This is a genomic window from Exiguobacterium sp. R-39, assembly GCF_049942815.1.
Classification (GTDB): domain Bacteria; phylum Bacillota; class Bacilli; order Exiguobacteriales; family Exiguobacteriaceae; genus Exiguobacterium_A.
On sequence record NZ_CP187965.1, the window covers coordinates 2,796,631 to 2,822,116 of the forward strand.

Annotated in this window: 27 protein-coding genes; 7 read left to right on the forward strand and 20 right to left on the reverse strand. The window is 47.1% G+C overall.

What is annotated here, in order from left to right:
* Window positions 1-119 precede the first annotated feature (119 nt).
* Window positions 120-1,922 carry an LTA synthase family protein gene (locus ACP26N_RS14535; protein WP_426354249.1) on the forward strand — a complete coding sequence of 601 codons (1,803 nt, stop codon included), beginning with the start codon at window positions 120-122 and terminating at the stop codon, window positions 1,920-1,922.
* Between the two features lie 146 nt (window positions 1,923-2,068).
* Here ACP26N_RS14535 and ACP26N_RS14540 read toward each other — a convergent pair whose 3' ends face one another.
* The 9 genes from ACP26N_RS14540 to groES form a co-directional block, all read right to left on the reverse strand.
* Complete coding sequence (locus ACP26N_RS14540) at window positions 2,069-2,851, reverse strand: SDR family NAD(P)-dependent oxidoreductase (RefSeq protein ID WP_426354250.1); 783 nt, start codon at window positions 2,849-2,851, stop codon at window positions 2,069-2,071.
* 26 nt (window positions 2,852-2,877) lie between these two features.
* Window positions 2,878-3,879 (reverse strand): NADP-dependent oxidoreductase, encoded by a 1,002-nt coding sequence (locus ACP26N_RS14545; RefSeq protein ID WP_426354252.1) that lies wholly within the window; start codon window positions 3,877-3,879, stop codon window positions 2,878-2,880.
* A 33-nt stretch (window positions 3,880-3,912) separates the two neighbouring features.
* Complete coding sequence (locus tag ACP26N_RS14550) at window positions 3,913-4,761, reverse strand: alpha/beta fold hydrolase (RefSeq protein WP_426354253.1); 849 nt, start codon at window positions 4,759-4,761, stop codon at window positions 3,913-3,915.
* 71 nt (window positions 4,762-4,832) lie between these two features.
* The gene (locus ACP26N_RS14555) at window positions 4,833-5,408 is read right to left on the reverse strand and encodes a TetR/AcrR family transcriptional regulator (protein ID WP_426354255.1); all 576 of its coding nucleotides are present in this window, start codon (window positions 5,406-5,408) and stop codon (window positions 4,833-4,835) included.
* Between the two features lie 185 nt (window positions 5,409-5,593).
* Window positions 5,594-6,529, reverse strand: a complete 936-nt coding sequence (locus tag ACP26N_RS14560; RefSeq protein WP_426354256.1) for a HEAT repeat domain-containing protein — start codon at window positions 6,527-6,529, stop codon at window positions 5,594-5,596.
* Window positions 6,516-7,091 carry a GNAT family N-acetyltransferase gene (locus tag ACP26N_RS14565; protein ID WP_426354257.1) on the reverse strand — a complete coding sequence of 192 codons (576 nt, stop codon included), beginning with the start codon at window positions 7,089-7,091 and terminating at the stop codon, window positions 6,516-6,518. Before ACP26N_RS14565 ends, ACP26N_RS14560 begins: the two co-directional genes overlap by 14 nt.
* Before the next feature lie 85 nt (window positions 7,092-7,176).
* Window positions 7,177-7,722 (reverse strand): AAA family ATPase, encoded by a 546-nt coding sequence (locus ACP26N_RS14570; protein ID WP_426354258.1) that lies wholly within the window; start codon window positions 7,720-7,722, stop codon window positions 7,177-7,179.
* A 314-nt stretch (window positions 7,723-8,036) separates the two neighbouring features.
* Window positions 8,037-9,674 (reverse strand): chaperonin GroEL, encoded by a 1,638-nt coding sequence (gene groL, locus ACP26N_RS14575; RefSeq protein ID WP_426354259.1) that lies wholly within the window; start codon window positions 9,672-9,674, stop codon window positions 8,037-8,039.
* A 19-nt stretch (window positions 9,675-9,693) separates the two neighbouring features.
* Window positions 9,694-9,978 carry a co-chaperone GroES gene (gene groES, locus ACP26N_RS14580; protein ID WP_426354260.1) on the reverse strand — a complete coding sequence of 95 codons (285 nt, stop codon included), beginning with the start codon at window positions 9,976-9,978 and terminating at the stop codon, window positions 9,694-9,696.
* A 220-nt stretch (window positions 9,979-10,198) separates the two neighbouring features.
* On the opposite strand from groES, the gene ACP26N_RS14585 reads away from it, so the two are divergent.
* Both ACP26N_RS14585 and ACP26N_RS14590 read left to right on the forward strand, forming a co-directional pair.
* Window positions 10,199-10,891, forward strand: coding sequence for a CPBP family intramembrane glutamic endopeptidase (locus ACP26N_RS14585; protein WP_114597267.1), 693 nt, complete (start codon window positions 10,199-10,201; stop codon window positions 10,889-10,891).
* 21 nt (window positions 10,892-10,912) lie between these two features.
* Complete coding sequence (locus tag ACP26N_RS14590) at window positions 10,913-11,146, forward strand: DUF4305 domain-containing protein (RefSeq protein ID WP_026831839.1); 234 nt, start codon at window positions 10,913-10,915, stop codon at window positions 11,144-11,146.
* Between the two features lie 50 nt (window positions 11,147-11,196).
* Here ACP26N_RS14590 and ACP26N_RS14595 read toward each other — a convergent pair whose 3' ends face one another.
* The 4 genes from ACP26N_RS14595 to ACP26N_RS14610 form a co-directional block, all read right to left on the reverse strand.
* Complete coding sequence (locus tag ACP26N_RS14595; protein WP_114597266.1) at window positions 11,197-11,490, reverse strand: DUF2089 family protein; 294 nt, start codon at window positions 11,488-11,490, stop codon at window positions 11,197-11,199.
* Window positions 11,491-11,510: 20 nt separating this feature from the next.
* Window positions 11,511-11,798: a hypothetical protein gene (locus ACP26N_RS14600; protein WP_114597265.1), complete on the reverse strand. Its 288-nt coding sequence runs from the start codon at window positions 11,796-11,798 to the stop codon at window positions 11,511-11,513.
* Between the two features lie 368 nt (window positions 11,799-12,166).
* Window positions 12,167-13,462 (reverse strand): cation:dicarboxylate symporter family transporter, encoded by a 1,296-nt coding sequence (locus ACP26N_RS14605; protein ID WP_214855822.1) that lies wholly within the window; start codon window positions 13,460-13,462, stop codon window positions 12,167-12,169.
* Window positions 13,463-13,618: 156 nt separating this feature from the next.
* On the reverse strand, window positions 13,619-14,677 hold the full coding sequence (locus ACP26N_RS14610) for an NAD(P)/FAD-dependent oxidoreductase (RefSeq protein WP_131972020.1): 1,059 nt from the start codon (window positions 14,675-14,677) through the stop codon (window positions 13,619-13,621).
* A 189-nt stretch (window positions 14,678-14,866) separates the two neighbouring features.
* Here ACP26N_RS14610 and ACP26N_RS14615 point away from each other — a divergent pair, with 189 nt between their 5' ends.
* The 4 genes from ACP26N_RS14615 (at window position 14,867) to ACP26N_RS14630 (ending at window position 18,648) form a co-directional block, all read left to right on the forward strand.
* Window positions 14,867-15,658: an ABC transporter ATP-binding protein gene (locus ACP26N_RS14615; RefSeq protein ID WP_131502463.1), complete on the forward strand. Its 792-nt coding sequence runs from the start codon at window positions 14,867-14,869 to the stop codon at window positions 15,656-15,658.
* 3 nt (window positions 15,659-15,661) lie between these two features.
* Window positions 15,662-16,573 (forward strand): iron-hydroxamate ABC transporter substrate-binding protein, encoded by a 912-nt coding sequence (locus tag ACP26N_RS14620; RefSeq protein WP_131972014.1) that lies wholly within the window; start codon window positions 15,662-15,664, stop codon window positions 16,571-16,573.
* Window positions 16,574-16,636: 63 nt separating this feature from the next.
* Window positions 16,637-17,644 carry a FecCD family ABC transporter permease gene (locus ACP26N_RS14625; RefSeq protein WP_188005469.1) on the forward strand — a complete coding sequence of 336 codons (1,008 nt, stop codon included), beginning with the start codon at window positions 16,637-16,639 and terminating at the stop codon, window positions 17,642-17,644.
* Window positions 17,641-18,648, forward strand: coding sequence for a FecCD family ABC transporter permease (locus ACP26N_RS14630; RefSeq protein WP_188004842.1), 1,008 nt, complete (start codon window positions 17,641-17,643; stop codon window positions 18,646-18,648). Before ACP26N_RS14625 ends, ACP26N_RS14630 begins: the two co-directional genes overlap by 4 nt.
* A 55-nt stretch (window positions 18,649-18,703) precedes the next feature.
* Here the strand turns inward: ACP26N_RS14630 and ACP26N_RS14635 are convergent, their stop codons facing one another.
* The 7 genes from ACP26N_RS14635 to ACP26N_RS14665 all read right to left on the reverse strand — a co-directional run bounded on the left by ACP26N_RS14635 (window position 18,704) and on the right by ACP26N_RS14665 (window position 25,283).
* Window positions 18,704-19,189, reverse strand: a complete 486-nt coding sequence (locus ACP26N_RS14635) for a hypothetical protein (RefSeq protein WP_188004843.1) — start codon at window positions 19,187-19,189, stop codon at window positions 18,704-18,706.
* 22 nt (window positions 19,190-19,211) lie between these two features.
* Window positions 19,212-19,685, reverse strand: coding sequence for a hypothetical protein (locus ACP26N_RS14640; protein WP_188004844.1), 474 nt, complete (start codon window positions 19,683-19,685; stop codon window positions 19,212-19,214).
* Between the two features lie 18 nt (window positions 19,686-19,703).
* The gene (locus tag ACP26N_RS14645; RefSeq protein WP_188004845.1) at window positions 19,704-20,165 is read right to left on the reverse strand and encodes a hypothetical protein; all 462 of its coding nucleotides are present in this window, start codon (window positions 20,163-20,165) and stop codon (window positions 19,704-19,706) included.
* 20 nt (window positions 20,166-20,185) lie between these two features.
* Window positions 20,186-20,662 carry a hypothetical protein gene (locus ACP26N_RS14650; RefSeq protein ID WP_188004847.1) on the reverse strand — a complete coding sequence of 159 codons (477 nt, stop codon included), beginning with the start codon at window positions 20,660-20,662 and terminating at the stop codon, window positions 20,186-20,188.
* 14 nt (window positions 20,663-20,676) lie between these two features.
* On the reverse strand, window positions 20,677-21,126 hold the full coding sequence (locus tag ACP26N_RS14655) for a hypothetical protein (RefSeq protein ID WP_131972001.1): 450 nt from the start codon (window positions 21,124-21,126) through the stop codon (window positions 20,677-20,679).
* Window positions 21,127-21,220: 94 nt separating this feature from the next.
* On the reverse strand, window positions 21,221-21,379 hold the full coding sequence (locus tag ACP26N_RS14660) for a hypothetical protein (protein WP_014971497.1): 159 nt from the start codon (window positions 21,377-21,379) through the stop codon (window positions 21,221-21,223).
* 160 nt (window positions 21,380-21,539) lie between these two features.
* Entirely contained in the window at window positions 21,540-25,283 is a 3,744-nt protein-coding gene (locus ACP26N_RS14665; protein WP_426354262.1) for a S8 family serine peptidase, read from the reverse strand.
* Window positions 25,284-25,486: the final 203 nt, after the last annotated feature.

Genomic DNA, 25,486 nt, shown 5'->3' on the forward strand with positions numbered 1-25,486 from the left:
ACTGCTTGAATCCCGGCTTTTTCAAATGCACAGCACATAACGACCGACTCAAACGTTCGTTCTCATTCGCTTCAGGGTATAGACTATTTCAAGACTATGACGAACGTTAGGAGCAAATCATGATTGTACTCGGTTACGCGTTTTATTTATTGTTGGGCACGTTAAAATTCGTGCTGTTTAGTTTTTATACCGATACGGCTTTTCCGCTCGATCTCTTTTTCATGAATCTCGGCGGTATGCTGGTGCTGTCGAGTTGGACCCTATTAATCGACTGGCAAAAACGCCGCTGGATTTGGCTCGGCCTTCTCATCGCCCACAGTTTTTTACTGATTTCCGATATGTGGTATTACCGTTACTTTGACGACTTCCTGTCCGTTTCGCTCATGTCACAGATGATGCAGATGGGAGATGTCAGCAGCGGTTTTGCTGCCTTGATTCTGCCATCGGACTTCCTGTTGTTTGCGGACAGTCTGATTTTCATCGGCTTTTTGTTCTTCATGCGAAAGCGGACATTTGCCGTTGCGAAAAAGACACGCCGAAAAACGGCCGGACTCGCTTTCCTTGCCGGTATGGTTCTGTTTGCGGCTCCGGTCACATACAGCGTCGTCAAAGAAGACCAACGGCTCAGCCGGTCCGTGTCCGACATGCGCGACTATTACCAGCTCGGATTTTGGGGATATCACGGCATTGATTTGTTGCGCGGTATCCAAGGCGCCATTGCGCCGGACAAAGCGTTGACCACGTCGGAACAACAACAGATCGACGAAAAGAAAACTTCCGACACGAGTGGTGCCACGAAAAAACCAAACATCATTTTAGTGCAGCTCGAATCGTTTCAGGCATCGGTCATCGACCAACAAGTGAACGGTCAGACCTTAACTCCGAATTTAAACAAACTGAAAGAGGAATCATTGTACTTCTCGTCGTTTTACCACCAGACGCACGAAGGGCGGACTTCGGACGCCGAATTCATTACGAACACTTCGCTTTATCCGTTAAAATCCGGTTCTGTCTATACCCGGTTCCCGGACAACGAGTTTGACGCGCTGCCAGATCTGTTGCGTACGAACGGGTACGACACAGCTGCCATGCATGCGTATGAAAAAGGCTTTTGGAACCGCGATCAGGTCTATCAAAATATCGGCTTCAAACATTTTTTCAGCCAAGATGATTATCCGAAACAAAAGAAAATCGGCATGGCCCTGAATGACAAACAGTTTTTCACAAAATCGATTAAACATATGGAAATGCTGAAAGAACCGTACTTCTCCTTCCTTGTCGCCTTGACAAGTCATACGCCATACGAGATACCAAAAGACGAACGGCAACTCGACTTGTCCGGTTATGACGATCCGATGTTAAGAGGCTATTACCAGACCATCCACTACGTCGACGGAGCCGTCGGACAGATGGTCAAGGAATTGAAGAAAAAAGACATGTGGGACGACACACTTGTCATCTTTTACGGCGATCATGACAGCGGTCTGACGAACACAGACAGTGAGATGCAACGGGAACTCGGAATCGACAATGCCGTCGATGCTTTTGAACTCGATCGCCAAGTCCCGCTGTTCATCAAGAAACCAAACCAGGACAAGGGGCAAGTCATCCAAGAGAACGGTGGACAAATCGATATCGCCCCGACGATCGTCGATTTACTGAATCTCGACGCTCCCTATATGATGGGCGACTCTCTGCTCGATGATGAACCGAATCTGACCGCTTTCCGCGACGGTTCGTTCCGTTATAAAGGTTACTATTACAAAGCGAAGCTGACGGAAAAAGCCGGTAACGGTACCTGTTATGACGTCTCGACGAAAAAACAGGTCGACCGTGACATGTGCCGACCGCAAACGAAACAAGTACGAAAAGATTTGCGTCTGTCGGATGCGATCATCGAAAAGAACGGATTGGAGCAATAAGGTTTCACCTTTTTTTTTAGGCAATCTGGGGGAATTGGTTGCATCAAGTAATCGCTAGTAGAGTACCAAAAAGGAGGAGACGGACTGGTATCCGGCTCCTCCTTTTCGTATGCAAGCGATGATTGATTTACCGCTTATTACACTAGTTATGTTGTTGATCCATCCTGCATTTTCCGAATCATCCGGGTAAGCCGTTTACGCGGCAACAAACGCGGAATGAACGAAATGATTCGATTTTGTGTGCCCGGAATGATCAGCGTCTGACCCTTCAAGAATCCACGGTATCCGATTTCTGCGACGCGTCCTGCCTCCATCACTTTACCTTGAAGCATGTTCGATTTCCCCATGCCGGCACGGTCGACGAAGCCGGTGGCGGTCAGTCCCGGACAAAGTGCTGTCACGGTTACATTTGTACCGCTCACTTCATTTTCGAGTGCTTCTGTGAACGATAAGACGTACGACTTCGTGGCGTGATAGACCGACATTAACGGTCCCGGGAAAAATCCAACCATTGAAGAGACATTCATGACACCGCCTCGGTTTCGTTGCACCATACCGGGTAAAAACAGTTTGGTCATGACGGTCACGGCCTTGATGTTGACTTCAATCATATTCATTTCCTGCTCAAGATCCGTTTCTAAAAATGCTCCGTACAGCCCAAATCCGGCATTGTTGATTAAATAGTCGACGTGATTTTTTTTCTGTTGCAGTTCATTAAATATTTCCTGTGGGACACCGGGTGTTGCGACGTCTTTAGCGATGACGGTCACGTCGACACCATGAGTCATCTGATAGTCCGTCGCAAGTTCCAAAATCTTTGCTTCATTACGGGCGACGAGTACCATATTGTACCCATCTTGAGCAAACCGGTCGGCTAATTCTTTACCGATCCCCCCTGATGCCCCTGTAATCAAAACCGTTTTCTGCATGACGGTGTCTCCTTTTCGATATCTCTTCAAAACGTAATCATGACCTTTCCTTTTGGACGTCCGGTCGCGACCAACTTCAATGCTTCATTGACCTGCTCAATCGTAAAGCGTTGCGGGTGAAGGGCCGGGACAATCTGATTGGCTTCGACGATTTGGGTGATGGCTCTTAATTGCGTCCCGTCTGCACGGACGAAGATGAACCGGTATTCGATACCCTGTTTTTTTGCCGCTCGATCATAACCGGCACCGGCGAGTGAAAACAATGTTTGTTTCCAAAATGGAAACTTCCGATCCTTCGCGAATCGTTTGTTTGGTCCGGTCCGCAACGACAGCAACCGTCCTCCCCGTTTGAGGATGCTAAGTTCCTTTTTGAATTCCTTTGGTCCGAGCGTATCGATGACGTAATCGACATTCGACAAGAGTTCCTCGTAATTTTGAGTCGCGTAATCCAGGTACTGATCGGCACCGAGCTGCATCGTCCGGTCACGGGACTCGGCATTTCCGCTGACAATCACTTTTAATCCGAGTCTCTTCGCAAGCGGAACCGCCATTTGACCAAAACTGCCGGATCCACCCGGAATGAAAATCGTTTTTCCCGCTTGAACGTTTAATTCTTCATGTAATCCCTGATAGGCCGTCAGTCCGGTCAGGGCGACTGCTGCCGCTTCTTCGTACGATAGATTCTTTGGCATCAAAGCAATCGCGGACGCTGCAACTGCTGCATATTCAGCGATGGCACCGATTTTTTCAATCGGCAGACGCGTATAGACATCATCCCCGACCGAAAATCCGGTTACCTTCTTCCCGACTTTCTCGACGACACCCGCCAGTTCATTCCCGATCGTCAACGGAAAGCTGTAATCTTGAATCAGCTTGACGCTTCCCGTCATGATCAGCATCTCGAGGGGATTGATTGCGGCTGCTTTCACCTTGATCAAGACTTCATGGTCTTGAATATCCGGAACGGGCACTTCATTGACCTGTGCTTCGATTACTTTGGAATACTTCGTGATTTGAGCGGCTTTCATGATAAATCCTCCTTCGTCTGTTTTGACCACTGCTTAAATCGCATCTGAATCCAGGAATAAGTTGACGTGTGCGGCAAACAGTTCAGGGAACTGGAACAAATGACCGTGTCCGGAATCCGGATAAATGATTAACTGGGCATTCGGCATTTTTTCCGCCAAAATATAACTGTTTTTCGTCGGAACCATCACGTCTTCAATTCCGTTCGTCACGAGGACAGGATGTTTGATCGTCCGTAACCATTCATAATCCTCTTCCGGTTTTTGCTGCGCCCATTTGGCGACCGATTGCATTTGTGCTGCTTTCACCTGATCCGAACTGTGGAACTGTTTCTGACTGAAAATTCTTTCGAGCGACGCCATTCCGGCTGTTCGGCTTGTCTCCGTCGGTCCGTAGAAGAAGAACATAAAATCGTTGATACCGTCTTCTTCCGTTCCTCCGTGACGGTTCATCCGCTCAAAAATTTCAGGGTGCGGATTGACGCCCGCTTCCGGTGACGTACCGGCCAAAACCATTTTCCGGACGAGGTTCGGTGCTTGAAGTGCGACTTCCTGTGCCACCATACCGCCGATTGAAAAACCAAGGACGTCGACTTGTTCATGGCCGAGTGCCCGGATGAAGGCGATCGCGTCTTGTGCCATCTCCGTCACACTGTCCGGTGTTTCACCGTCCGTCTCCCCGACTCCTTTATTGTCGAACAGGATGACCGGGCGGGTGGCTGCGAGCGGTGCCAACAATTTCGGATCCCAGTTTTCGATCGTTCCTCTGAAATGGACGAACAGGACGACTGGCATTCCTTCCGTCTGTCCCATTGTCCGGTACGCGTAACGTGTTCCTGCTGCTTCGATAAATTGTGATTGTGTTGGTAGTTGAGTCGTAGTCATGATTATTTTCCTCCTTAAAATAGTAAAGCTGTTTTTAGAATGAGCGTTCTAGAATGAGTAAAAAAAGAAAGTCAGTCCAGCACTTTAAGTGCCAGGGTGATGATACTTTCTAATTCTTTTTGACTGTAGTTCGTTTTGATCAACACGCGCAGACCAATCAGATTGTTGTGCAGAAAACGAGCCGTCTGTACCGGATCGATATCGTCCGACAGTTCGCCGTTTTGCTGACCGTGCCGAATCAACTCCTCGAACATGTCTTCCGTCCGGTTGAACATCGCTGTCACGAGCCGATCGATTTCCTGATCGAGTAAGGACAGTTCGACTGCTGCATTCACTGACAGACATCCTTTTGGATACTGGTCCGAAGAATGAAGGATGAACAGGAACACGTCACGGATTGCCGCGTGAACCGAATCCTGTTGTCGAATGATCGTCTCCATCTCGTGCGTAATGAATTTTTCATATGCATCCAGAGCCGCCAGGAACAATGAGCGTTTGTCACCAAACGTGTCGTAGATACTTCTCCGGTGGATCCCCATGCGGTCGACTAAATCCTGCATCGATGTTTTTTCGTAGCCTTGCTCCCAAAACAACTCCATCGCTTTTCTTAAGACAACCGTTTCGTCAAACTCTTTACTTCTAGCCATGTCATTTCTCCTTCAATCGTTGCAAAAACCATCATCGCTGTTTTTTAGAATGTTCGTTCTAAAAAGGGTGAGTTGTTTTCTGATTACAAACCGATCATACCCTTTCTAGAACGATTAGTAAAGAATGAAGTTTTGTTTTTTTATAAATAACAAAAGATGACTCCAACAGTTGCTGAAGTCACCTCTCACTCTGGATGATTCCTTTTTAACCACTGTTGCTCGTCGTCAAACAGGACCTCCCATTTTTTGGTGACGATCCAGTCAAATAACACCGGAATTGTTTTGTCCGATTGTCGATAGCGATTTAAAAAACGCAGTGCAACCAAACCTTCGTCACTTTGAATCTGCCGCTGTCGCTTCAACATGGTCTTCAGCCGTTTGATGACCGGCTGAATGGCGGAGGCATCCCCGTGTTTCGCAATCCCAAGCAATGCATATGCTTTGACGTCAATCGACCGATCTTCTAAGCCTTTTATAAACATTGGAAGGAAGGTATCGTCTCCGAGTTCACTTATGGCATTCAGCACCGAGTGCCGGACATCACCTTTCGGATGATCGAGGAGCGGTAACAGATACGGAATCACCCGCTCTGTCCCGATGGTTGCTAACACAAAATTCGCACTCATGATTTCAAATGAATCGGTGGAGGTTGTAATGAATCGAATTAACGCATCCTCTGCTTCATCTCCCCGGCAGACACGCAGTGCCTCAATCGCCGAATTTCGAATAGCCGAACGGGCATCCTCGATATACTTGATGATATCCGTCGCGTCATGTATCCGTTCCTGTTTCGCCAGTTCATCAAGGATTTTGACAATCAGTGTCGGCTTCGTCTCTTGCGCCAGTTGCTCTAACAATAAATCAGCAACACGTATGTCGCCTGTGTTCGTACCAATCATCCCAAGCATAAAGTAGAAACGCTGTTTCATGTCCAACCGTTTAGTCTGTTCAAGCAGGTCCATTAAAACAGGAAGCATTTGAACATCCTGAAAGCGACGTGCTATTTCATACGCCAAGTCAGATGGCGAACCTTCACTCGTGGAATAACCCCGTTCTTCATCGTACACATACTCATCAATCAACATCTGTTCCGCTAATGCGATTAATTCACTTTTGTTCATCGGCAGTTCCTTCAGTTTCTTGAAAAATTTTATACCAGTACAGTGTCAAATCAATCTTCGGATTAGCAGACTGTTTCAGCGTATCCACACCGCCGAGGACAAATCCTTCTTTGACGTAAAAACGGCAGGCAATCAGATTATCGTTTTGTGCTTCAAGCGATAAGCCGATTAACGACTGTTCCTTCGCCCAGGTTTCGGCTGCTTCAAGTAACAAGTGACCGACACCGCTTTTTCGAAAATCCTTTTTGACGGCGATGTTTTCAATATAGGCAAAACGGTTCCAGTCTTTGACGAGACGGATTTGACCAATGCACACGTCCTCGTAAAAGGTTAGTAAAATAATCTTTTCATTACTGTCGATATAAGTAGTCCAATCGAGATTGTCATCCGGAAAGCGTGTTTCCGATGGCGTATCATATAAATCTTCTTCGTAAGACCAAACGCCATTATAAAATTGGGGGATAATCTTGCCGATGATAGGAAATGGGTCGTTAGCTACGTTGACGATCGTTACGAACTGATCTTTTAACGGCTTGATTGTGATCTTTTCAAGTTGGTCCATTAATCTCATCCTTTTCTATATACTTTATACTTTCCAAACAAAACCCTTCACAAAGAAGTGTTGGAAAATTCTTTTTATTGCAAGATTAAATTGAGTTCCTCGAATCTAAACACTCCTTAACCGTAGTCACACATTCTTCAACTGAATAATCTCCTTCAATTCTCAATATCGGACAAGATAATCCAGCCATCCACTTTTCGTGCAAAACTTTACTTCTAACTTCCACACCAGCATTGTCATATAGAGTAGCCCATTCCAAAAAGGCTTGTGATTGTTCATATTTACTACCACCGGGTAATACTTCTTCCCCATACCGATTTATTTCCCGTTGCTGTAGTCTTTCAAGTCTGATTTCCGTTGGAACCCATAAGAAAATAACGAGATCGAAATAAGACTCTAAGCATTCTCCCCACTTTACAACTGCTCCAGATAAAACCCATTGTTTGGAACACGATAAGTCATTCTTCAGCATTTCTATTCGATCAGGTATGGAACGTTGTTTAGTAAACTTAGATATCCAAAAATAATCATCTGTATCTAAAGAATTATGTGGAAGAACTTCTGCTAAAGCTTTGCCCAGTGTGGATGTTCCGGACCCCGAAGCACCCATTATATGAATCCTATTCTTCATTCTTCATCCCCCTTGAAGCGTTGCCTTTTATTTGATTTTAATTATATAGTTTTCCTGATTTACAATTCCATTTTCCGAAAAATATTTACTATTCTTTTTAAATAATTTAAAAAATACTCATTCATACTCAATAGAAATTATCATGCATAAAATAAACTTCGAAAGAAGTTTTGTACTAATAGAGTAAAAAAAGAAGACCCTCTATAAGTTCAAAGAACTTACAAAGGGTCTCCCCAAAAGTTAATTATAAAATGGCGTTTCCTAATACAGTACAACTACAAACCTATACTAGTTAGCGCCGTTTTATGGTTAGATTACATCATTCCGCCCATGCCACCCATACCGCCCATATCAGGCATTGCAGGTGCACCAGCTGGTTCTGGTTTATCGGCGATGACGGCTTCTGTCGTTAGGAACATCGCTGAAACCGACGCTGCGTTTTGAAGTGCTGAACGCGTTACTTTCGCCGGATCGACGATTCCTGTTTCGATCATATCGACATACTCGTCTGTCGCTGCGTTGTAGCCCATACCTTGTGCTTCATGCTTGAGACGCTCGACGATGACTGAACCTTCTTGACCGGCGTTTTCCGCGATTTGACGGAGCGGTGCTTCGAGCGCACGAAGGACGATGTTGACACCTGTTGCTTCGTCGCCAGTTGTGACAGCAAGAATCGATTCGACGGCTTTCGTGACGTGGATGAAGGCCGTTCCCCCACCGGCAACGATTCCTTCTTCGACCGCTGCGCGTGTCGCGTTGAGCGCATCTTCAATTCGGAGCTTCCGTTCTTTCAATTCCGTTTCTGTTGCTGCTCCGACTTTGACGACGGCTACGCCGCCTGCGAGTTTCGCAAGACGCTCTTGGAGTTTTTCACGATCGAAGTCGCTTGTCGTTTCTTCGATTTGCGAACGGATCGCTCCGACACGCGCTGTGATGGAATCACTTTGTCCGTTACCTTCGACGATTGTCGTGTTGTCTTTTGAGACGACGACTTTCGATGCACGGCCGAGTTGCGTGATTTGTGTTTCTTTCAGATCAAGACCAAGCTCTTCTGTGATCAGTTCTGCGCCAGTAACGATCGAAATGTCTTCGAGCATCGCTTTACGACGGTCTCCGAAACCTGGTGCTTTAACGGCAACAGCGTTGAACGTTCCACGGAGTTTGTTGACGACGAGTGTCGCGAGTGCTTCGCCTTCTACATCTTCCGCGATGATCAAGAGTGGTTTGTTTTGTTGGACGACCTGCTCAAGCACCGGCAGGATTTCCTGGATGTTCGAAATCTTTTTGTCCGTGATCAGGATGTACGGGTTCTCAAGGACCGCTTCCATCTTATCGGAATCCGTGATCATGTACGGTGATGCATATCCACGATCGAACTGCATTCCTTCGACGACGTCGAGTTCCGTCGTGAAGCCGCGTGATTCTTCGATTGTGATGACACCGTCCTGACCGACACGTTCCATCGCTTCGGCGATCAATTGACCAACTTCTTCGTCAGCTGCTGAAATCGCCGCAACTTGCGCGATCGCTTCTTTGCCTTCGATTGGTTTTGCGATCGCGTGCAGTTCTTCGACGGCACGGCGGACTGCTTTTTCGATCCCTTTACGGATGACCATCGGGTTTGCACCCGCAGTGACGTTTTTGAGTCCTTCACGGATCATCGCTTGTGCGAGGACTGTCGCTGTTGTCGTACCATCCCCTGCGATTTCATTTGTTTTCGACGCGACTTCTGCGACAAGCTTCGCGCCCATGTTTTCGAAGTGATCTTCGAGTTCGATTTCTTTTGCGATTGTCACACCGTCATTCGTGATGAGTGGTGAACCGAATTTACGTTCGAGAACGACGTTCCGTCCTTTTGGTCCGATTGTCACTTTGACTGCGTCCGCTAATGCGTCTACTCCGCGAAGCATCGCCCGGCGTGCTTCTTCACTGAATAAGATATCTTTTGCCATGACTGAAATCCCCCTTTGATTAGTTTGCTACTGCTAAAATATCGCTTTCGCGTAAGATTAAGTATTCGTTGCCATCGACTTTCACTTCTGACCCTGCGTATTGCGCATAGATGACGTGGTCCCCGACATTCACTTCAAGTGGTATACGGACACCCTGCTCCGTCACACGGCCTGTACCGACAGCGACGACTTTACCCTCTTGCGGCTTTTCTTTCGCTGACCCAGGAAGAACGATTCCTCCGAGTGTTGTTTCTTCTTTTTTAACGACTTCGATCACGATGCGATCACCAAGTGGTTTTAACATGCGAAACATCCTCCTTGAACATGACTGTTTTTTAGCACTCACTTAATTGGAGTGCTAACATACTTTTATCTTAAACGGTATCCGGTTGGAATTCAAGCCCGAACCCTTATCCGTTTTCCCGAAATTGACATCTTTGAACCATCACCATTCGTGCGCCCGGTCGGTTTGTTTGTTACAATCGGGACAGTACCTTCATTACAAAGGAGTTGTGTTCCGCCCGATGAAAAATTCCGTCAATCTGCCGTTTAACATGGCTGAGAAGTGGCAAATCCGTCACGTCATTCCGATCGTGATTTATTTAATCGTGCAACTTGTCCCGGCAACCTTTCCGAGTTTCCTGTCAAAAAGCCAAATTCCAAGTGTTCTCGGTTGGTGGCTCGCGATTGGCTTTACCGTAGCCGTCATCGTTTCCTTCTATTGTCTACGTCCTGACTGGCAGAAGTGGAAAGCAGAGGGCAACCAAACCGATACGATGGATACGTTAAAGTGGATCGGAATCGGGATTGTCTTACTGTATGTCTCTTTAATCAGTGTCAACTTGATTGATGCCTGGTTGTCCGGTGGGATTGAAAACATCGCGAAATCACAAAATACGGATGACATCATGAAGGCGATTCAGGTCATTCCGATTCTTCAAGTCATGGTCGTCCTGCTAGGTCCGATCATGGAAGAGTTTCTGTTCCGGCACATCATGTTCGGAAACTTGTCGACGAAACTGAACTTCATCTTCAGCTTCGTTCTCAGCGGTGTCATCTTCGGTCTGATCCATGGCGACAACAAGTTCTTGATTTACGTCGCGATGAGTTTCGTCTTCTCGCTCGTCTTCGTCAAGACCCGCCGCATCATCGCTCCAATCGCGATCCATGTCTTTAACAACGGCATCGTCGTACTTGCCCTATACGCAACGACTTAATTAACGAAAGGTAGTGTTTTCATGCGACAAGGTTCAAACTTCATGGCATTTTTCTATGCCATCTTCGGTATTCTGTTCATGTACCTCGCGTACAGCAACTCAATCGAGGCGGGAACCGTCTTCAACTTCTGGACGATCCTCTTGACGCTGTTCGCAGCCGTCGACTTTTACCGTCTCTACCTCATCTTCCGCTTCCGGATGGCAGCCAAGAAGATGATCAAGAAAGAACAGGAAAAAAAGGACGACAAGAAATAATGCAAAATGAGATCGCCGATTTTACTCGGGGATCTCATTTTTGTTTTCATTCACTTTTTTTGATCTTTTCGATAAGAATCGATAATGACTTTCGCGATATCAAGATTTAACCGTTCATCCAGAACAAGGTTCTTGATCATGTTGATGAACTCGACGTCCTCTTGTTGTACGGACTCGATTCGTTCAATCAACTGGTTTAGCTTCGTCCGGACGGTCGGATAGGATACCTGATAAGAAGATGCCATATCTTTTAAAGAACCGGAGTTTAAGACAAACTTCCGGATGAATTCGAGGTGTTCTTGTTCTAAAGCCAGTACCCAAGCAGGTACATCCTGTCGTTCCATCGTTTTCCCTCACTTCTCTCTTACAAATCTTGAATATCGAGGCGATCCTTTTCGCGTTGTAGTTTTTTCTTCCGGGACTTATTCCCTTCCACTGACATACTGACTAGGATTGATGTCAGCATAAGCGTTCCAATCCGAATCAATGATTCACGGTCATCGGAATGCTCTCCTGTATAGAAGTATATGTATGCTCCTGCCACTAAGACAAGTACAGGCATAATCACTCCGAGCCAATTACTTTTTCTTGAAAGGTAAAACTGTCCACCAAATAACCCAATCGTGATCATTAACGGAATAAATAGATTCACTTGTTTTTCCTCCTTTTGTTGTCTATCCAACGTTCTATATTAATAATATTAATTTTTATATCAACATTATTCAACTTATTTTCAATAATCGTGATAAATTCATTATTTTATTCATAAACGTTGTGATTTGATATATTTTTACAATCTGATATTCAACCCATTCAACAAAGGTATCGTGTGTTCATCGCCCGACTTCTACGGGAAAAGGAAGCACTGCTTCCGTCAGGAACAGGCGAGACCCGTTCGTCAGAGACGAGCGCGGCTTGCATTCCGCCCGAGAAAATCGGTCGTGCCAAAAACGACACCATCGTTCTACGAATACAAAAAAAAGACCAGATGACGATTCATCTGGTCTGCTGTCGTACCTATTATGCACTTTTCACTTTATCCTGCTTACCTTCCGTCGACATGAACTCGTCGAGTTGGTCGGAATCAAGGACACCTTCCCACTTCGCGATGACGAGTGATGCGAGCGTGTTCCCTGTCACGTTGACGACAGAACGCATCATATCCATGATCCGGTCGATCCCGGCGATGAAGGCGAGACCTTCTGGTGGAATCCCGACCGTTCCGAGTGTTGCGAGCAACACAACAAACGAAACTCCCGGTACAGCAGCCATTCCTTTTGACGTCAGCATCAGAACGAAGACAAGCGTCAACTGCGTGCCGATCGATAAATCAATGTTGTACATCTGCGCGATGAACAACGCAGCCATGGCTTGGTAAAGTGCTGATCCATCGAGGTTAAATGAGTAACCCGTCGGAACAACGAAGCTGACGATCGATTTTGGCACACCCATCTTCTCCAGTTTCTCCATGACGCGTGGTAACACTGTTTCCGACGATGCCGTCGAATACGTCAGGAGCAATTCATCCTTAAAGACACGGACGAAATCCGATACCCGGATGCCGACCCACTTCATGATCGATCCGAAGACGATGACCATGAAAAGAAGCGCCGTGACATATAATGTTCCAATCAATTTAAACAATGAACCGAGTGATTCGATTCCGAACGTCGAGACGGTGACACCAATCAAGGCGAATACACCGATTGGCGCGAACTTCATGACGATGTTAACCAGGTTGAACATCGCCGCTGCGACACCTTCGAAGAAGCGGACGACCGGCAAGCCTTTTTCGCCCGCAAATCCGACACCGAGTCCAAACAGAACCGAGAAGAAGATGATGGCCAGCATATCACCGCGCACCATCGCATCCAGGATGTTCGTCGGCACGATATTGACGATTTTTTCGACAAGACCTTGATCTTTCGTCGTTTCTTCCGTTGCGACGTACGTTGAGATGTCCGTCTTTTCAAGCGTCGCCATATTGATACCGGCTCCCGGCTCAACAAGGTTTGCTGCGAATAATCCGGTAAAGATCGCAATCATCGTGACGATTGTAAAGTAACCGAGCGTCTTCGCGCCAAGGCGTCCCAGACTTTTTGGACTTCCGACCGATGAAACACCGAGCACGATTGTCGTAAAGACGATTGGGACGACGATCATTTTCATCATCCGGATAAAGATATCACCGATTGGCTTCAGCCACTCCGCGACATGTGGATTCCCGTAAAAGATACCACCGACGGTAATCCCGAGAATCAATCCGATTAAAATCTGCCAAGCAAGACCAAGTGGTTTGCGTTTCGTTGCTGCCATAATCTGCCTCCTTAATTTCACACATTTTAAAAACACATAAGTGAATTTTGTCCTAAATACAGCTAGATGTCAAATCTTTCTGTAGTAGTACAGAACAGACAAAAAACGTACTTCCGCAACCGAAAAGGCTGTAGAAATACGTTTTTGCTCTGTTTGTTAATGATTCTGGTTCACCATTTCCTGAATCAATTCCCGATTCCGTTTTTTAAAGACTTCATTATGCGACGACACCATCGCGACTTTCGGTGCCTCCGGTTCAATAAACTTCTTCGCACGGTTGACAGCATTCGCTGCATCCTGGAATGCACCGGAGATGAGATGAACTTTGCCATCATGCGACAGGATATCACCCGCTGCATAGAGACCAGGCACACTTGATTCACTCGATGCTGTCCCGGCGATGTAAAAATCATCGACCTGTTGCAACTCAAGATCGCAGTTCGAAAGCAACTCGGCATCCTGCTCATAGCCGTGATTGATGATGACTTCATCAATCTCCAGCGTCACCGTCTCGTTCGTCGTACAGTCAATCAGTTCGACCGAGGCAATCCGGTGATGGTCGTCACTCGCAACCAGCTTATGAATTGTCGTGTTGAGCAGACAAACAGCGGAACTGTTGACGAGCTGTTCAACTTGCGCTTCATGCCCCGTGAAGCAGTCTTTCCGGTATGTGACGTAAACTTTTTTTGCGACCGGTTCGAGCTCGTTCGCCCAATCGATTGCCGAGTTCCCTCCGCCGGAAATAATGACGGTCTTATCCTTAAACCGTTCAATCGATTTGACAGTGTAGTTCAAGTTCGACACTTCATACCGTTCTGCGCCTTCGATTTTCAGCTTCTGCGGATTGAGGATCCCGCCTCCAACGGCAACGATGACGGTTTTCGAATAATGGATCGTCCCCGACTCTGCTTCGAGTACGAAGTTGCCGAACACATCTTTCGTGATGGAGATGATTTTTTCGTTCAAATGGACTGTCGGATTAAACGTCAGTCCTTGTTCGACCAGCTGTTCCATCAGCTTTGCACCGGTAATAGGTGGCTGACCTCCGACGTCCCAAATCATCTTTTCCGGATAGACGTGAATCTTTCCACCCAGTTCTGCCTGATATTCGATTAATTTCGTCTTCATTCCGCGTAGTCCACTATAGAAAGTAGAGTATAACCCGGCCGGGCCTCCACCAATTACCGTTACATCGAACAATTCCTGCTGTTCCATCTCGCTCACTCCCTCACGATTCGATTCGATACGACTGATTATCATTCTCATTTCCAATGATAACGTGAACATGTCTTGAAGACAAGAAAAAATGTTGACAGCGTTTTTATGAAACTGGTATGGTTAGGTGGACGATAGTGATAATCATTATCAACGAATACGATTTTAACCGAAAAGGAGTCTGTGTGTATGGTACGTCTAGCAACGGAAGAAATCAGCATCGGTTACGGAGATCGTACCATCGTCAAAGACTTGACGGTCCAGATTCCCGATCGACAAATCACGACGATCATCGGGGCAAACGGATGCGGAAAATCGACGTTATTAAAAGCGATGACCCGGATCATACCCCATCAATCAGGGCGTGCGTTGCTCGATGGTCTCGATATCGCGAAGGAAAGTACAAAACTGCTTGCCCGGAAAATGGCTATTCTGCCGCAAACCCCGGAAAGCGCAAGTGGTCTGACGGTCGCAGAGCTTGTCTCATACGGTCGATTTCCTTATCAAAAAGGTTTTGGTCGTCTGACGAAACACGATTACGAGATCATCGATTGGGCACTCGAAGCGACAGACACGATGGCGTTTAAGCATCGTCCTGTCGACGCTTTGTCCGGTGGTCAGCGGCAACGGGTCTGGATTGCGATGGCACTCGCGCAGGAAACCGACATCATCTTCCTTGATGAGCCGACGACCTACCTCGATCTCGCTCACCAACTTGAAGTCCTGGAGTTACTGGAACAGCTCAACCGGACAGAAGGTCGGACCATCGTGATGGTGTTACACGATTTGAATCAAGCGGCACGTTTCGCCGATTACATCATCGCCATGAAACACGGTGAAGTCGTCAAAGCCGGAACGTGTGAGGAAGTCATCTCAAAGGACGTCCTCAAAGATGTATTCCATATCGATGCCGAAATCGGTCGTGATCCGCGCACGAATAAACCGATGTGCGTCACCTACAACTTAATTAAGGGAGATTGAATCATGAAAAAACTGTTATTACCGGTTCTTTTATTGTTAACACTTGTGATTGCCGCCTGTGGCAACACGGAGAAAAAAGAAGAGACATCATCCGCTGATACAAAAAAAGAAACGATTACCTATAAATCCGAAAAAGGTGACATCGAAGTCCCGGCTGATCCAAAACGTGTCGTCGTCCTGGCCGGTTTCGCCGGCAACGTCATGGCACTCGACGTCCCGCTCGTCGGTGTCGATTCATGGTCAAAATCGAATCCGAAGTTTGATTTGAAAGATGTCCAAGAAGTATCGGAAGAAAATGTTGAAAAAGTCATCGAACTCGAACCCGATCTCATCATTGGTTACGATACGACAAAAAACATCGATCAATTCAAAAAAATCGCACCGACTGTCACGTACACATACGGAAAAGTTGATTACTTGACGCAACACATCGAAATCGGTAAATTGCTCAACAAAGAACAGGAAGCACGTGACTGGGTCAAAGACTTCAAAACACGTGCAGCAGATGCCGGTAAAGAAATCAAAGCCAAAATCGGTGAAGATGCGACGGTTTCCGTCATCGAAAGCTTCGAAAAACAACTTTATGTCTTCGGCGACAACTGGGGCCGCGGGACAGAAATTCTCTATCAAGAGATGAAGCTGAAAATGCCAAAAAAAGTCACGGAGATGGCATTAAAAGACGGTTATTATGCGTTATCACCTGAAGTCTTACCAGAATATGCAGGCGACTACCTGATCTTCAGCAAAACTGCGGAAGCTGATAACTCGTTTACAGAAACGGACACGTACAAAAATATCCCTGCCGTCAAAAATAACCACGTCTTCGAAGTCGATTCAAAAGAATTCTACTTTAACGATCCACTCACATTGGAACGTCAACTCGAATTCTTCAAGAAAAATTTCCTGGGCGCGTAACGTATACTAAAGGAGGGAGCCTCATCGCTCCCTCCTTTTTTGGATTCATACAAACTGGAGGCGATACCTGTGTCATCCGCTCGACTACCTTTCGGCTTAAAAATCTCATTCGGACTGATTCTGTTTGTCATCATGTTTTGGCTGTCGATGACGTTCGGGGCTGCCGATACGTCCATTCGTGAAGTTTGGAACGCCTTGACGTTTGGTCCGCTTAACGATAAAGCAAAAATCATTCAGGAAATCCGTCTCCCGCGTGAACTGGCCGCCATTTTGGTCGGTGCTGCACTCGGTATCTCGGGTGCGATCATGCAGGCAATGACTCGGAATCCGCTGGCTGATCCCGGTCTGCTCGGTCTAACAGCCGGTGCCAATGCGGCGCTTGCCTTAGCAATCGTCTTTATTCCCGGTATCAACTATTACGGCATCATGCTCGCCTGTTTCCTCGGAGCAGCACTCGGTGCCGCACTCGTCTTCGGTATCGGGGCTTCCCGGAAAGGCGGCTTTTCGCCGCTCCGAATCGTTCTTGCCGGCTCTGCGATTTCAGCGTTCTTATATGCGATCGCTGAAGGGATCGGGATTTACTTTAAGATTGCTCAGGACGTCTCGCAATGGACGTCAGGCGGTCTCGTCGGCACGACCTGGGGACAACTGCAAGCCATCACGCCGGTCATCATCATCGGTACATTGATTGCGATGATTTTCTCACGTCAATTGACGATTCTCAGCCTGTCGGAAGAAGTCGCACTCGGTCTTGGTCAAAACATCACCCGGATCAAAGCCGTGTTGTACGTCGTCGTCATCCTGCTTGCCGGTGCCGCCGTCGCCTTAGTCGGCAACATAGCCTTCATCGGATTGATGATTCCGCATATCGTCCGGGCGATCGTCGGGACCGATTACCGTTACATTCTGCCGATGACAGCTGTATTCGGGGCGACGTTCATGCTGCTCGCCGATACAATCGGACGGACGCTGTTTGCGCCGTATGAGACCCCGGTCATCGCCATCGTCTCGATGCTCGGTTTACCGTTCTTCTTATTGATTGTTCGTAAAGGAGGTCACGCATTCTCATGATGGAAACCCGTTTACGCAACCGTCAACGCCTGATCTTTTTATTATTAAGTCTGTTATTGCTCGGAACGATTGTCGTCAGTATCGGCCTGGGTCCTGCGTCGCTCTCTTACGATCGCCTACTTCCGACACTGTTTGGTCAAGGGTCATTTAAAGAAGATTTTGTCCTGTTCTCGCTCCGTCTGCCACGAATTATCATTACATTACTTGCGGGAATGGCACTCGCCTTGTCCGGTTCGATTTTACAAGGCATCACTCGTAATGAATTGGCGGACCCTGGAATCATCGGGATCAATACAGGAGCCGGTGTCGCGGTGGCGATTTTCTTCCTCTACTTCCCGGTCGATGTCGGCTCATTCATTTACGGATTACCGGTTGCTGCATTCTTAGGTGCTTTAGTGACCGCTGTCGCGATTTACGCGCTCTCTTACGACCGGAATCGCGGCTTACAACCGATCCGGTTGATTTTGATCGGTGTCGGTTTCTCGATGGCATTGTCCGGAATCATGGTCATTCTGATTTCATCAACGAAACGTGAGAAAGTTGACTTCATCGCCAAGTGGCTTGCCGGTAACATTTGGGGGACGGACTGGACGTTTGTCTATGCTTTACTGCCGTGGCTGATCGTCCTGATTCCGTTTACGCTCTATAAAGCGAATAAGCTCAATCTGCTCGCTTTGAATGAACCGGTTGCGATTGGCGTCGGCGTGTCGATTGAGAAGGAACGGATTCAACTGTTGCTGACGGCTGTCGCACTCGCTGCATCCGCCGTCTCTGTCACCGGTGGGATTTCCTTTATCGGTTTGATGGCGCCGCACATTGCCCGTGCGCTCGTCGGTCCTCGCCATCAATGGTTTTTACCGATTGCCCTGTTAATCGGCGGATTTTTGCTCGTCCTGGCCGATACAATAGGACGCAACATTGCCGATCCGGACGGCGTGCCTGCCGGTATCGTCGTTGCCCTGATTGGTGCCCCGTACTTTATTTATCTGCTTCTGAAAAAGTGAATACAGCAAAAAAACGAGGTCCGGATATTTACTCCGCTACTCGTTTTTTTGTTGTTCAATATTTAACGCGCCGTGCTTCCCGTTCCGCGAGAATCAGCTCACGTTCCGATAAATGCGTCGGATCGAGTCGTTTGATCCGGGAATCGACGAGACGGTCGAGTGACAAGACGGACAGTAAAAAGACAAGAATCGGTCCGATCAGCGTTGGTCGCGACACATACGGAATCAAGAACTGGGACGCCACGACAAGTAGCAGCTCGGTAATCGTAACGACGATGTACGGTAACCCGAGGTGATCCCAGACTTCCATCCGGTCAAAACGTTTCGTGAAGTAACGGTATTTTAACAAGCGGACTGTCCATTGGTAGCCGAGGACGGGAATCAGTAAAAAGTAATGCATCGAGGCTTCGGAGAAGTTTAAATCATCTGCCAAAAACAAAAAGATCACCAAAACGAGTAGAAAAAATACCATCTGGACACGCCGGGCGCGTTTCGTGAAGCGCAGATAGTCTTGTTTTCGTTGCCGCGCAATCTCTTCCATGACATTCTCCCCTCCCATCGAATCATCTTCTTTTCCGGTAATGCTCGACTTCCCACATCGTCACGAACGCCGGATCAAGTTGTTTCGCTATCTTGTTTAATCGGGAAACATACAACGTAATCGCAAACACCCAGAACAGAATCAAGGTGAAGGAAACACTTGAATACTGGGGAAAGATCATTCCTGCATAGAATAAAAGGATAGGGACAAGATAGCCGAGCATCGAAGCCCGACCGACCTTCAAGACGGTCTCTTGATACAATTCAGCCGGCAGACGTCGTTTTAAAATCCGCAAACGCATGATTTCCCGGACGACACCTGCGAGGCAAAGTACCGTAATCGCAAACAACGTAAACAGTCCGGTCTCCCAAAAACCCGGAATGAACCAACCAATCAATGCGAGGACCAAAACAGGAACCGGCGTCAGATGTTGAAGTTTTTTGAGCGGCGGTCCAAGCAAGTTTAACCGTGTATTTTTTTCAAGCAGTGTGTTCATTTGATTTTCGCTCCTACTTTACACATTTTTGTACACTTCCTGATCACTGACAAAATCCGGATCATCGCGTCGCATACGGCTTTTAAACCACCATTCAGACACCAAGTAAATCGGGACCAAAATAATAAGAATCGTCCCCCACATCTGCCAAAACGACATCTTCACCGTCTGTACCAAAAGGATTGCAAAAGTAACACTTAAGACAACGTTTTGGACAAGCCAAAACCGCCAGTGTCTGGTTGCCAGTTCTTCACCAATGTACGATTCAAGAATTTGAAGTTTTTTGACTTGATAACGAAGATTGGATCCAAGGAAAGCAGCCGGAAATAACAGCGTCAACAGAACCGAATCAAACCATGTCATTAAAATCCCGATACCCATCAAAAGTAGAACTGTCCATAACCACTTCGTTCCTAAAAGGTCTTTCTCCATGTAAGCCAGTGTCAACTCATGTAACCGTTCATCCCGTGCCGTGCGCATGATGTTCTCTCCTTTAGATGTCATTCTTCCAGATACTTCACGTGCTTATGCACTTCCTGATCACTGACGAAGTCGGGATCACCTGACCGTGCCATTTTCTTAAACAGCCAATCGGTCGCAAAATAAATTGGAGCGAGAATCAAGATGATCCAAAAAGTCATCTTCCATAAGGACAGACCTTTCGTTTCGAGTACAACCATGAGCAATGAGCCATATAACATAATCTGAATTCCGAGCCACAGCATCGATTGTGTCATGATCTGATTTTTGGAGAGATACCGTTCTAAAATCCTGCGTTTTTCCAGCTGGAACGGGAAATCAAAAATCAGATAGACAAGCGGCAACAGACCAAAGTAAAGGGCTGAATCCATCGTTTCCGAAAAAATGCCGAGCGTCGCCGCTACTGCCGCCATCACCCAGACGTTCTTTTGCAGTTGACTCTTGTCGATATAAGCAAGCGTCAGTTCGTGTAACCGTTCGTCCCGTGCCGTTTGCATCCGGCTTTCCTCCTTTATCCTTGCTGAATCTCTGTTTCGCTGATATAGGTCGGATCAATCTGTTTGGAACGGTACGTCAAGAAGCGTCGGCAGAGCCAGTAAAACGGGATGACGCCAAGACACAGTCCGAGCAAAAAGACCGTGCTCGAACGATTAGCCGTGAGAACAATCAACGCAGCCAGCGCTCCGTATTGAAACAGGCCGACGCCGACATGCAGACGGAACAGACGGTCTGCTGATTTTTTTGACGTGTGACGGGCAACGATTTGAAAACGGCGGCGTTGCATCACTACATCATATATGAAATACAGAATCGGAATGATTAAGGCAAGCAACGGTCGTTCGATCATATTGCTGACGAATAAAAACAGGGCCAGGACACCCCATAATTTAGCGGTCGTTCGTTGATGCATGTTTTGATAGAGCACCTTTAATTCGGTTTGTTGAACCGTTACAGTTTCCATTCGGGCACGTTCCTTTCGTTTGTTCTCTACTGTCATATACTTACATTTTACCAGTTATGTTTCAAAAAAAAAGAAACTTCTGCAAAAGAAGTTTCTAGGCCGAGACCTGGATGATCAGATAGATGACACTGTACGCAACGATGGCGAGCGGAATCATTGCGACACCAATCAACCAACCGTTCTTATCCCGAATTCCGAGATAGAGGACCAGACAGCCGACGATGAAGGCAATGAGTGTAGTAAATGGATTCATACGAGTTCCCCCTCAAAAAATAACCTATCCTATAAAGAAATTTCCCATTCCCGGAACTTGATAAACACCGAAAGCCTTTCTGTAACACACTGGACCTCCAAACAAAAAACAGTGCCGATCCCGGTGAAGCTTTACCGGAACCAACACTGTCTTCAAATCCTTACTTCTTCGTGATGACGACTTTCTTCTCGACGACATGGCCGCCTAGATCTTTTAATTTCAAGTTGTAGACGTTTTGACCTTTTTTCAAGGTAACAGTCTTGTAGATTGTTTTCTTGAAGGCACGCATTTCATACGGTTCTTTGAACGAACGGCGGTATTCGGCATTACCGTTCAGATCAAAGCGTAACTCATCGTAGTTGTCGCGCAGGACGATCGTCATCTTAGCTGTTTTCGTTTTGCTTGAAACCGTTTTTGGTGCTGTCACACGGATTGTCGGACGCTCCGAGTCGATGATGACTTGACGGCTGAAGGCAACACGATTACCTTTTCCATCATAGGCTTCGACTTTAAACGACTTCACACCATCCGTCGTATACGTGATGTCATGGCTGAATGCATAGTGTTGTTGAACCGCATCCCAGCGTAATTTAACGGCTTTTCCGTTAATTTTGAATGATTTGACGCCAGACTCATCAGAAACGTTTCCTGAGACATTCACTTGTTGTGATGTCGTTAAGCCCAGTGCTTCCGGTGTATCGATCTGGACATTCGGAACGGCTTTATCGACACCTGATGTGTTGACGTTTTTCTTCACGCTGTTACCGGCATAATCTGATACGACGAACGTGACTTTCGTCCGGCTTGGCAGATCCGTCAGCGTGTAGTTTTTAACAGACGGAGCGAGCGGCTGTTTCAAGACACTTTTTCCGTCGACCAGGATATCGAATGAAGCGACACCCGTTCCTTGGTCACCGGCTGTCCAGGAAACTGCTTTTTTGTCAGCATCCCATTTAACAGTCGCAGCCGGAATTTTCGTATCGATGTAGATCGGGAATAGAGCCGTCTGCCATTTCGCATTCGGATAATCGACGACCGATTTCACTTGGTAGTAGTACAGACCATCTTTGACTTTTGAACCGTTGACCGTTCCATCCCACGCCGCATTCGTCACCGGTGTGAAACCATCTTCCGATCCGCCATCGTAATAGTTTTTGATGACGTCTGACTGCGTTTCGAGTTTGCGGAGTGTTGATTTATTGCGGTCAAGAATCGAGTACTCGACTTTTTTCGCATTCCGTAAGAATGACAGGACCGGGAAGGCCTCATCGGCACTGCCGTCACCGTTTGGTGAGAACGAGACTTTTTCTTTAACGACGTCGCCTGCAGCATTCGTTCCGAGGAGGTTGAAGTTATCCTTCACTTCTGTCGCAAGACCTGTGACGCCGTAGAACGTGTTGTCATCGTAGAGTGGTGCATCAACGATTGGTGCTTTGTCCCATGCTCCTTTGAAACCAACGTACGGAACTGTCAACTCAGGATTTTTGCTGTTCGTATCGATCAGACGGACGAATCCTTCGACGAAGTAGCCGTTTTCGAAGATTGACTCAAGCGGTGCACCGTTTGCCCAATCGACTGTATCTTTTAAATCAACCGTAACGTTGACTTTTGTCGTACTCTTCGCGTTAATCGCGACTGAACTTGCTTTCTTCGAGCCGACCGTGAAGGAGATCGGGAACGTGCCTTTGTTGGCGTCAACCGCATCAACTGTTCCTTTTTTGAAGATACCGTTGGCTTCCAGGAAATTTTGACCTTGGACGGCGAGATCCGATTGGACCGTTCCGGCAAGTTTATACGTCAACTTCTCATTGCTGTAGTTCTTCAGGTCTAACGTGAAGCTGAACTTGTCGCCGACTTGTTTCAAGGCGGCTTTTCCTTCACCCGACTTCGTTTCCGTAACGACGACCGGTGTTTTCATCGCCGCACGTAAGTCCATCAGTCCGGCACCTTCACGACGCGGAGAATAATAGTTACCAGTTTTTGCTTCCGCATTGTATTTTCCTTTATCGAGCTGCGGACGTGACGTGTTCATTAAAATCGTCTTAGCGAGTTTGACACGTGTCGCTCCACTGACCTTGAAGTCCTTGTCGATCCGCTGCATGACGAGTGCTGTTCCACCGGCGACGTGTGGTGCTGCCATCGATGTTCCGCTCATGACGCCATACTCGTTATCGTTGAGTGTTGAGTAGATTTTCCCGCCCGGTGCCGTGATTTCCGGCTTGAAGTCAAGGTTCGGCGTCACACCCCATGATGTGAAGTCAGACATTTCGCCTGCGACCGGGTTTGGTGTCGAGACCGCTTTTCCGTCAAACGTCACTGTCAATGCCTTGCCGTCTTTCGCTTTCGCTTCGAGTTCGTTTCCGTCGGCAATGCTTAACGAGACGAGCGGAATCGTAGGTTTATTAAGTGCCATGCTGACGTAATCGCCATGATCGACACGTCCGCGGACGATGACACCGGCCGCGCCTTGTTTCTCGGCTTCCGCTTGAATCATGCCGTAGTTGAAGCTGCCGTTCCGGACGACGAAGACGACTTTATCTTTAACGTCTTTACCGGTATAGTTCGCTTCACTGCCGTCACCAACATAGACGACATCCATCTTCTCTTTATCGAAGACCGCAATCGGATTCGGCGAGTCTTGTTTCTGATAAGCGAGGTAACCTGCGTCCTGCCCGTCGACCGTCAATGCCATTCCTTCCAGTGTCAGCTGTGTGTTTTCAACCGACGCAACTTGCAGCGATTCGCTGATTAAGCCCGGCGAGCCGACGACACCGACGTCTGGATTCGACGCGTACGGGTTTCCGGCGCCGCTTCCGGCAAATGCCGAGTTTCCGGCTGAAATTGCACACAAAATACCGTTGTTCATCGCATTGACGATTGCTTTTTGTTCCGGATCATCTTTTTGGACGAAGGATGCCGTTGAACCAAGACTCATGTTGATGACGTCTGCTCCTAGCGCAATCGCATCATCAATCGCTTTGATATAGATATCACTGAATGTCGACGGCATCCCGGGATCATTGCCGAAGACCTTCATCGCGAGGAGTTGTGTTTCCGGTGCAACCCCTTTGATTCCACCGTTCGTTTCATCGCCGTTGGCACCCACTGTACCGGCGACGTGCATCCCGTGCATCGAAGCGCCTGGCCCAAGATCACGGATTTCGCTGTCATGATCCGCATAGTTATAGCCGTACGGTACTTTTTCCGTGAAGTAGTTTCCTTTTAAACCTTTTGACGATTTAAAGCTTTCGACTTTCGACGACGTCAAATCGACTTTCGTCTCCGGACTGAGGACCATGTCCTTGTGCGTCGGATCGATTCCCGTATCGATGACGGCAACGATCGTTCCTTCCCCTTTATAGCCGTAGTCCTGCCATGTCTGCTTCGCATTGACCATGTCTTTACTATGTAACATGTTTGGTGTTGCGCCCTTTTCGACTTCCGGACGCGCATATTCGTGTGCGATATGTACGTTTTTGACCCCGCTTAATTTTTTCAGTTCCTTGATTTCACCATATTTGACTTCCCCGCTGAACCCGTTCAATACGGTCGTGAAGCTTTCTTTATACGAAACAGAAATGTCTTTTTGGGCAATTGCCGCTTTGACTTCCTTCTGTTTGTTGACGATTTGATTCTTAAGAATAATTTTTTCCGTGTTGCTTAACGTGCTGTAACGCTTATTTTGTGCCTGCGCGTGTTCAATCGCTGCTTTTTGATCGAGCTCGACGACAATCCGTACTTTTTCGTTTTGACTGTATGACTTTTCTTGACCCGCTTTTTTCAGTGAGAGTGCTTGTGGCTTTTGTACATCCACTTTTTGTGATGACACGTGTCCCTCAGCATGAACTAGGCTGGAAGATGTCATGAGGGCAGCCGCCATCAGAGCAATCTTCTTTTTCTTCATTCCTTTTCCTCTTTTCCAAAAATGTAATGTGGAGCAAAAACGTATTAAACGAAAATTCTGTATTTTTAGTTTAATTAACTTTCGCTTAATATACAATTTAAATTTGGTGCTTTTTAAAAATATTTGTTTGTTTATTACATCACAAAATGAATAAATCCTTATATTCCCTTATCTATTTCTTACAGGTGAATAAAAAAGGACAA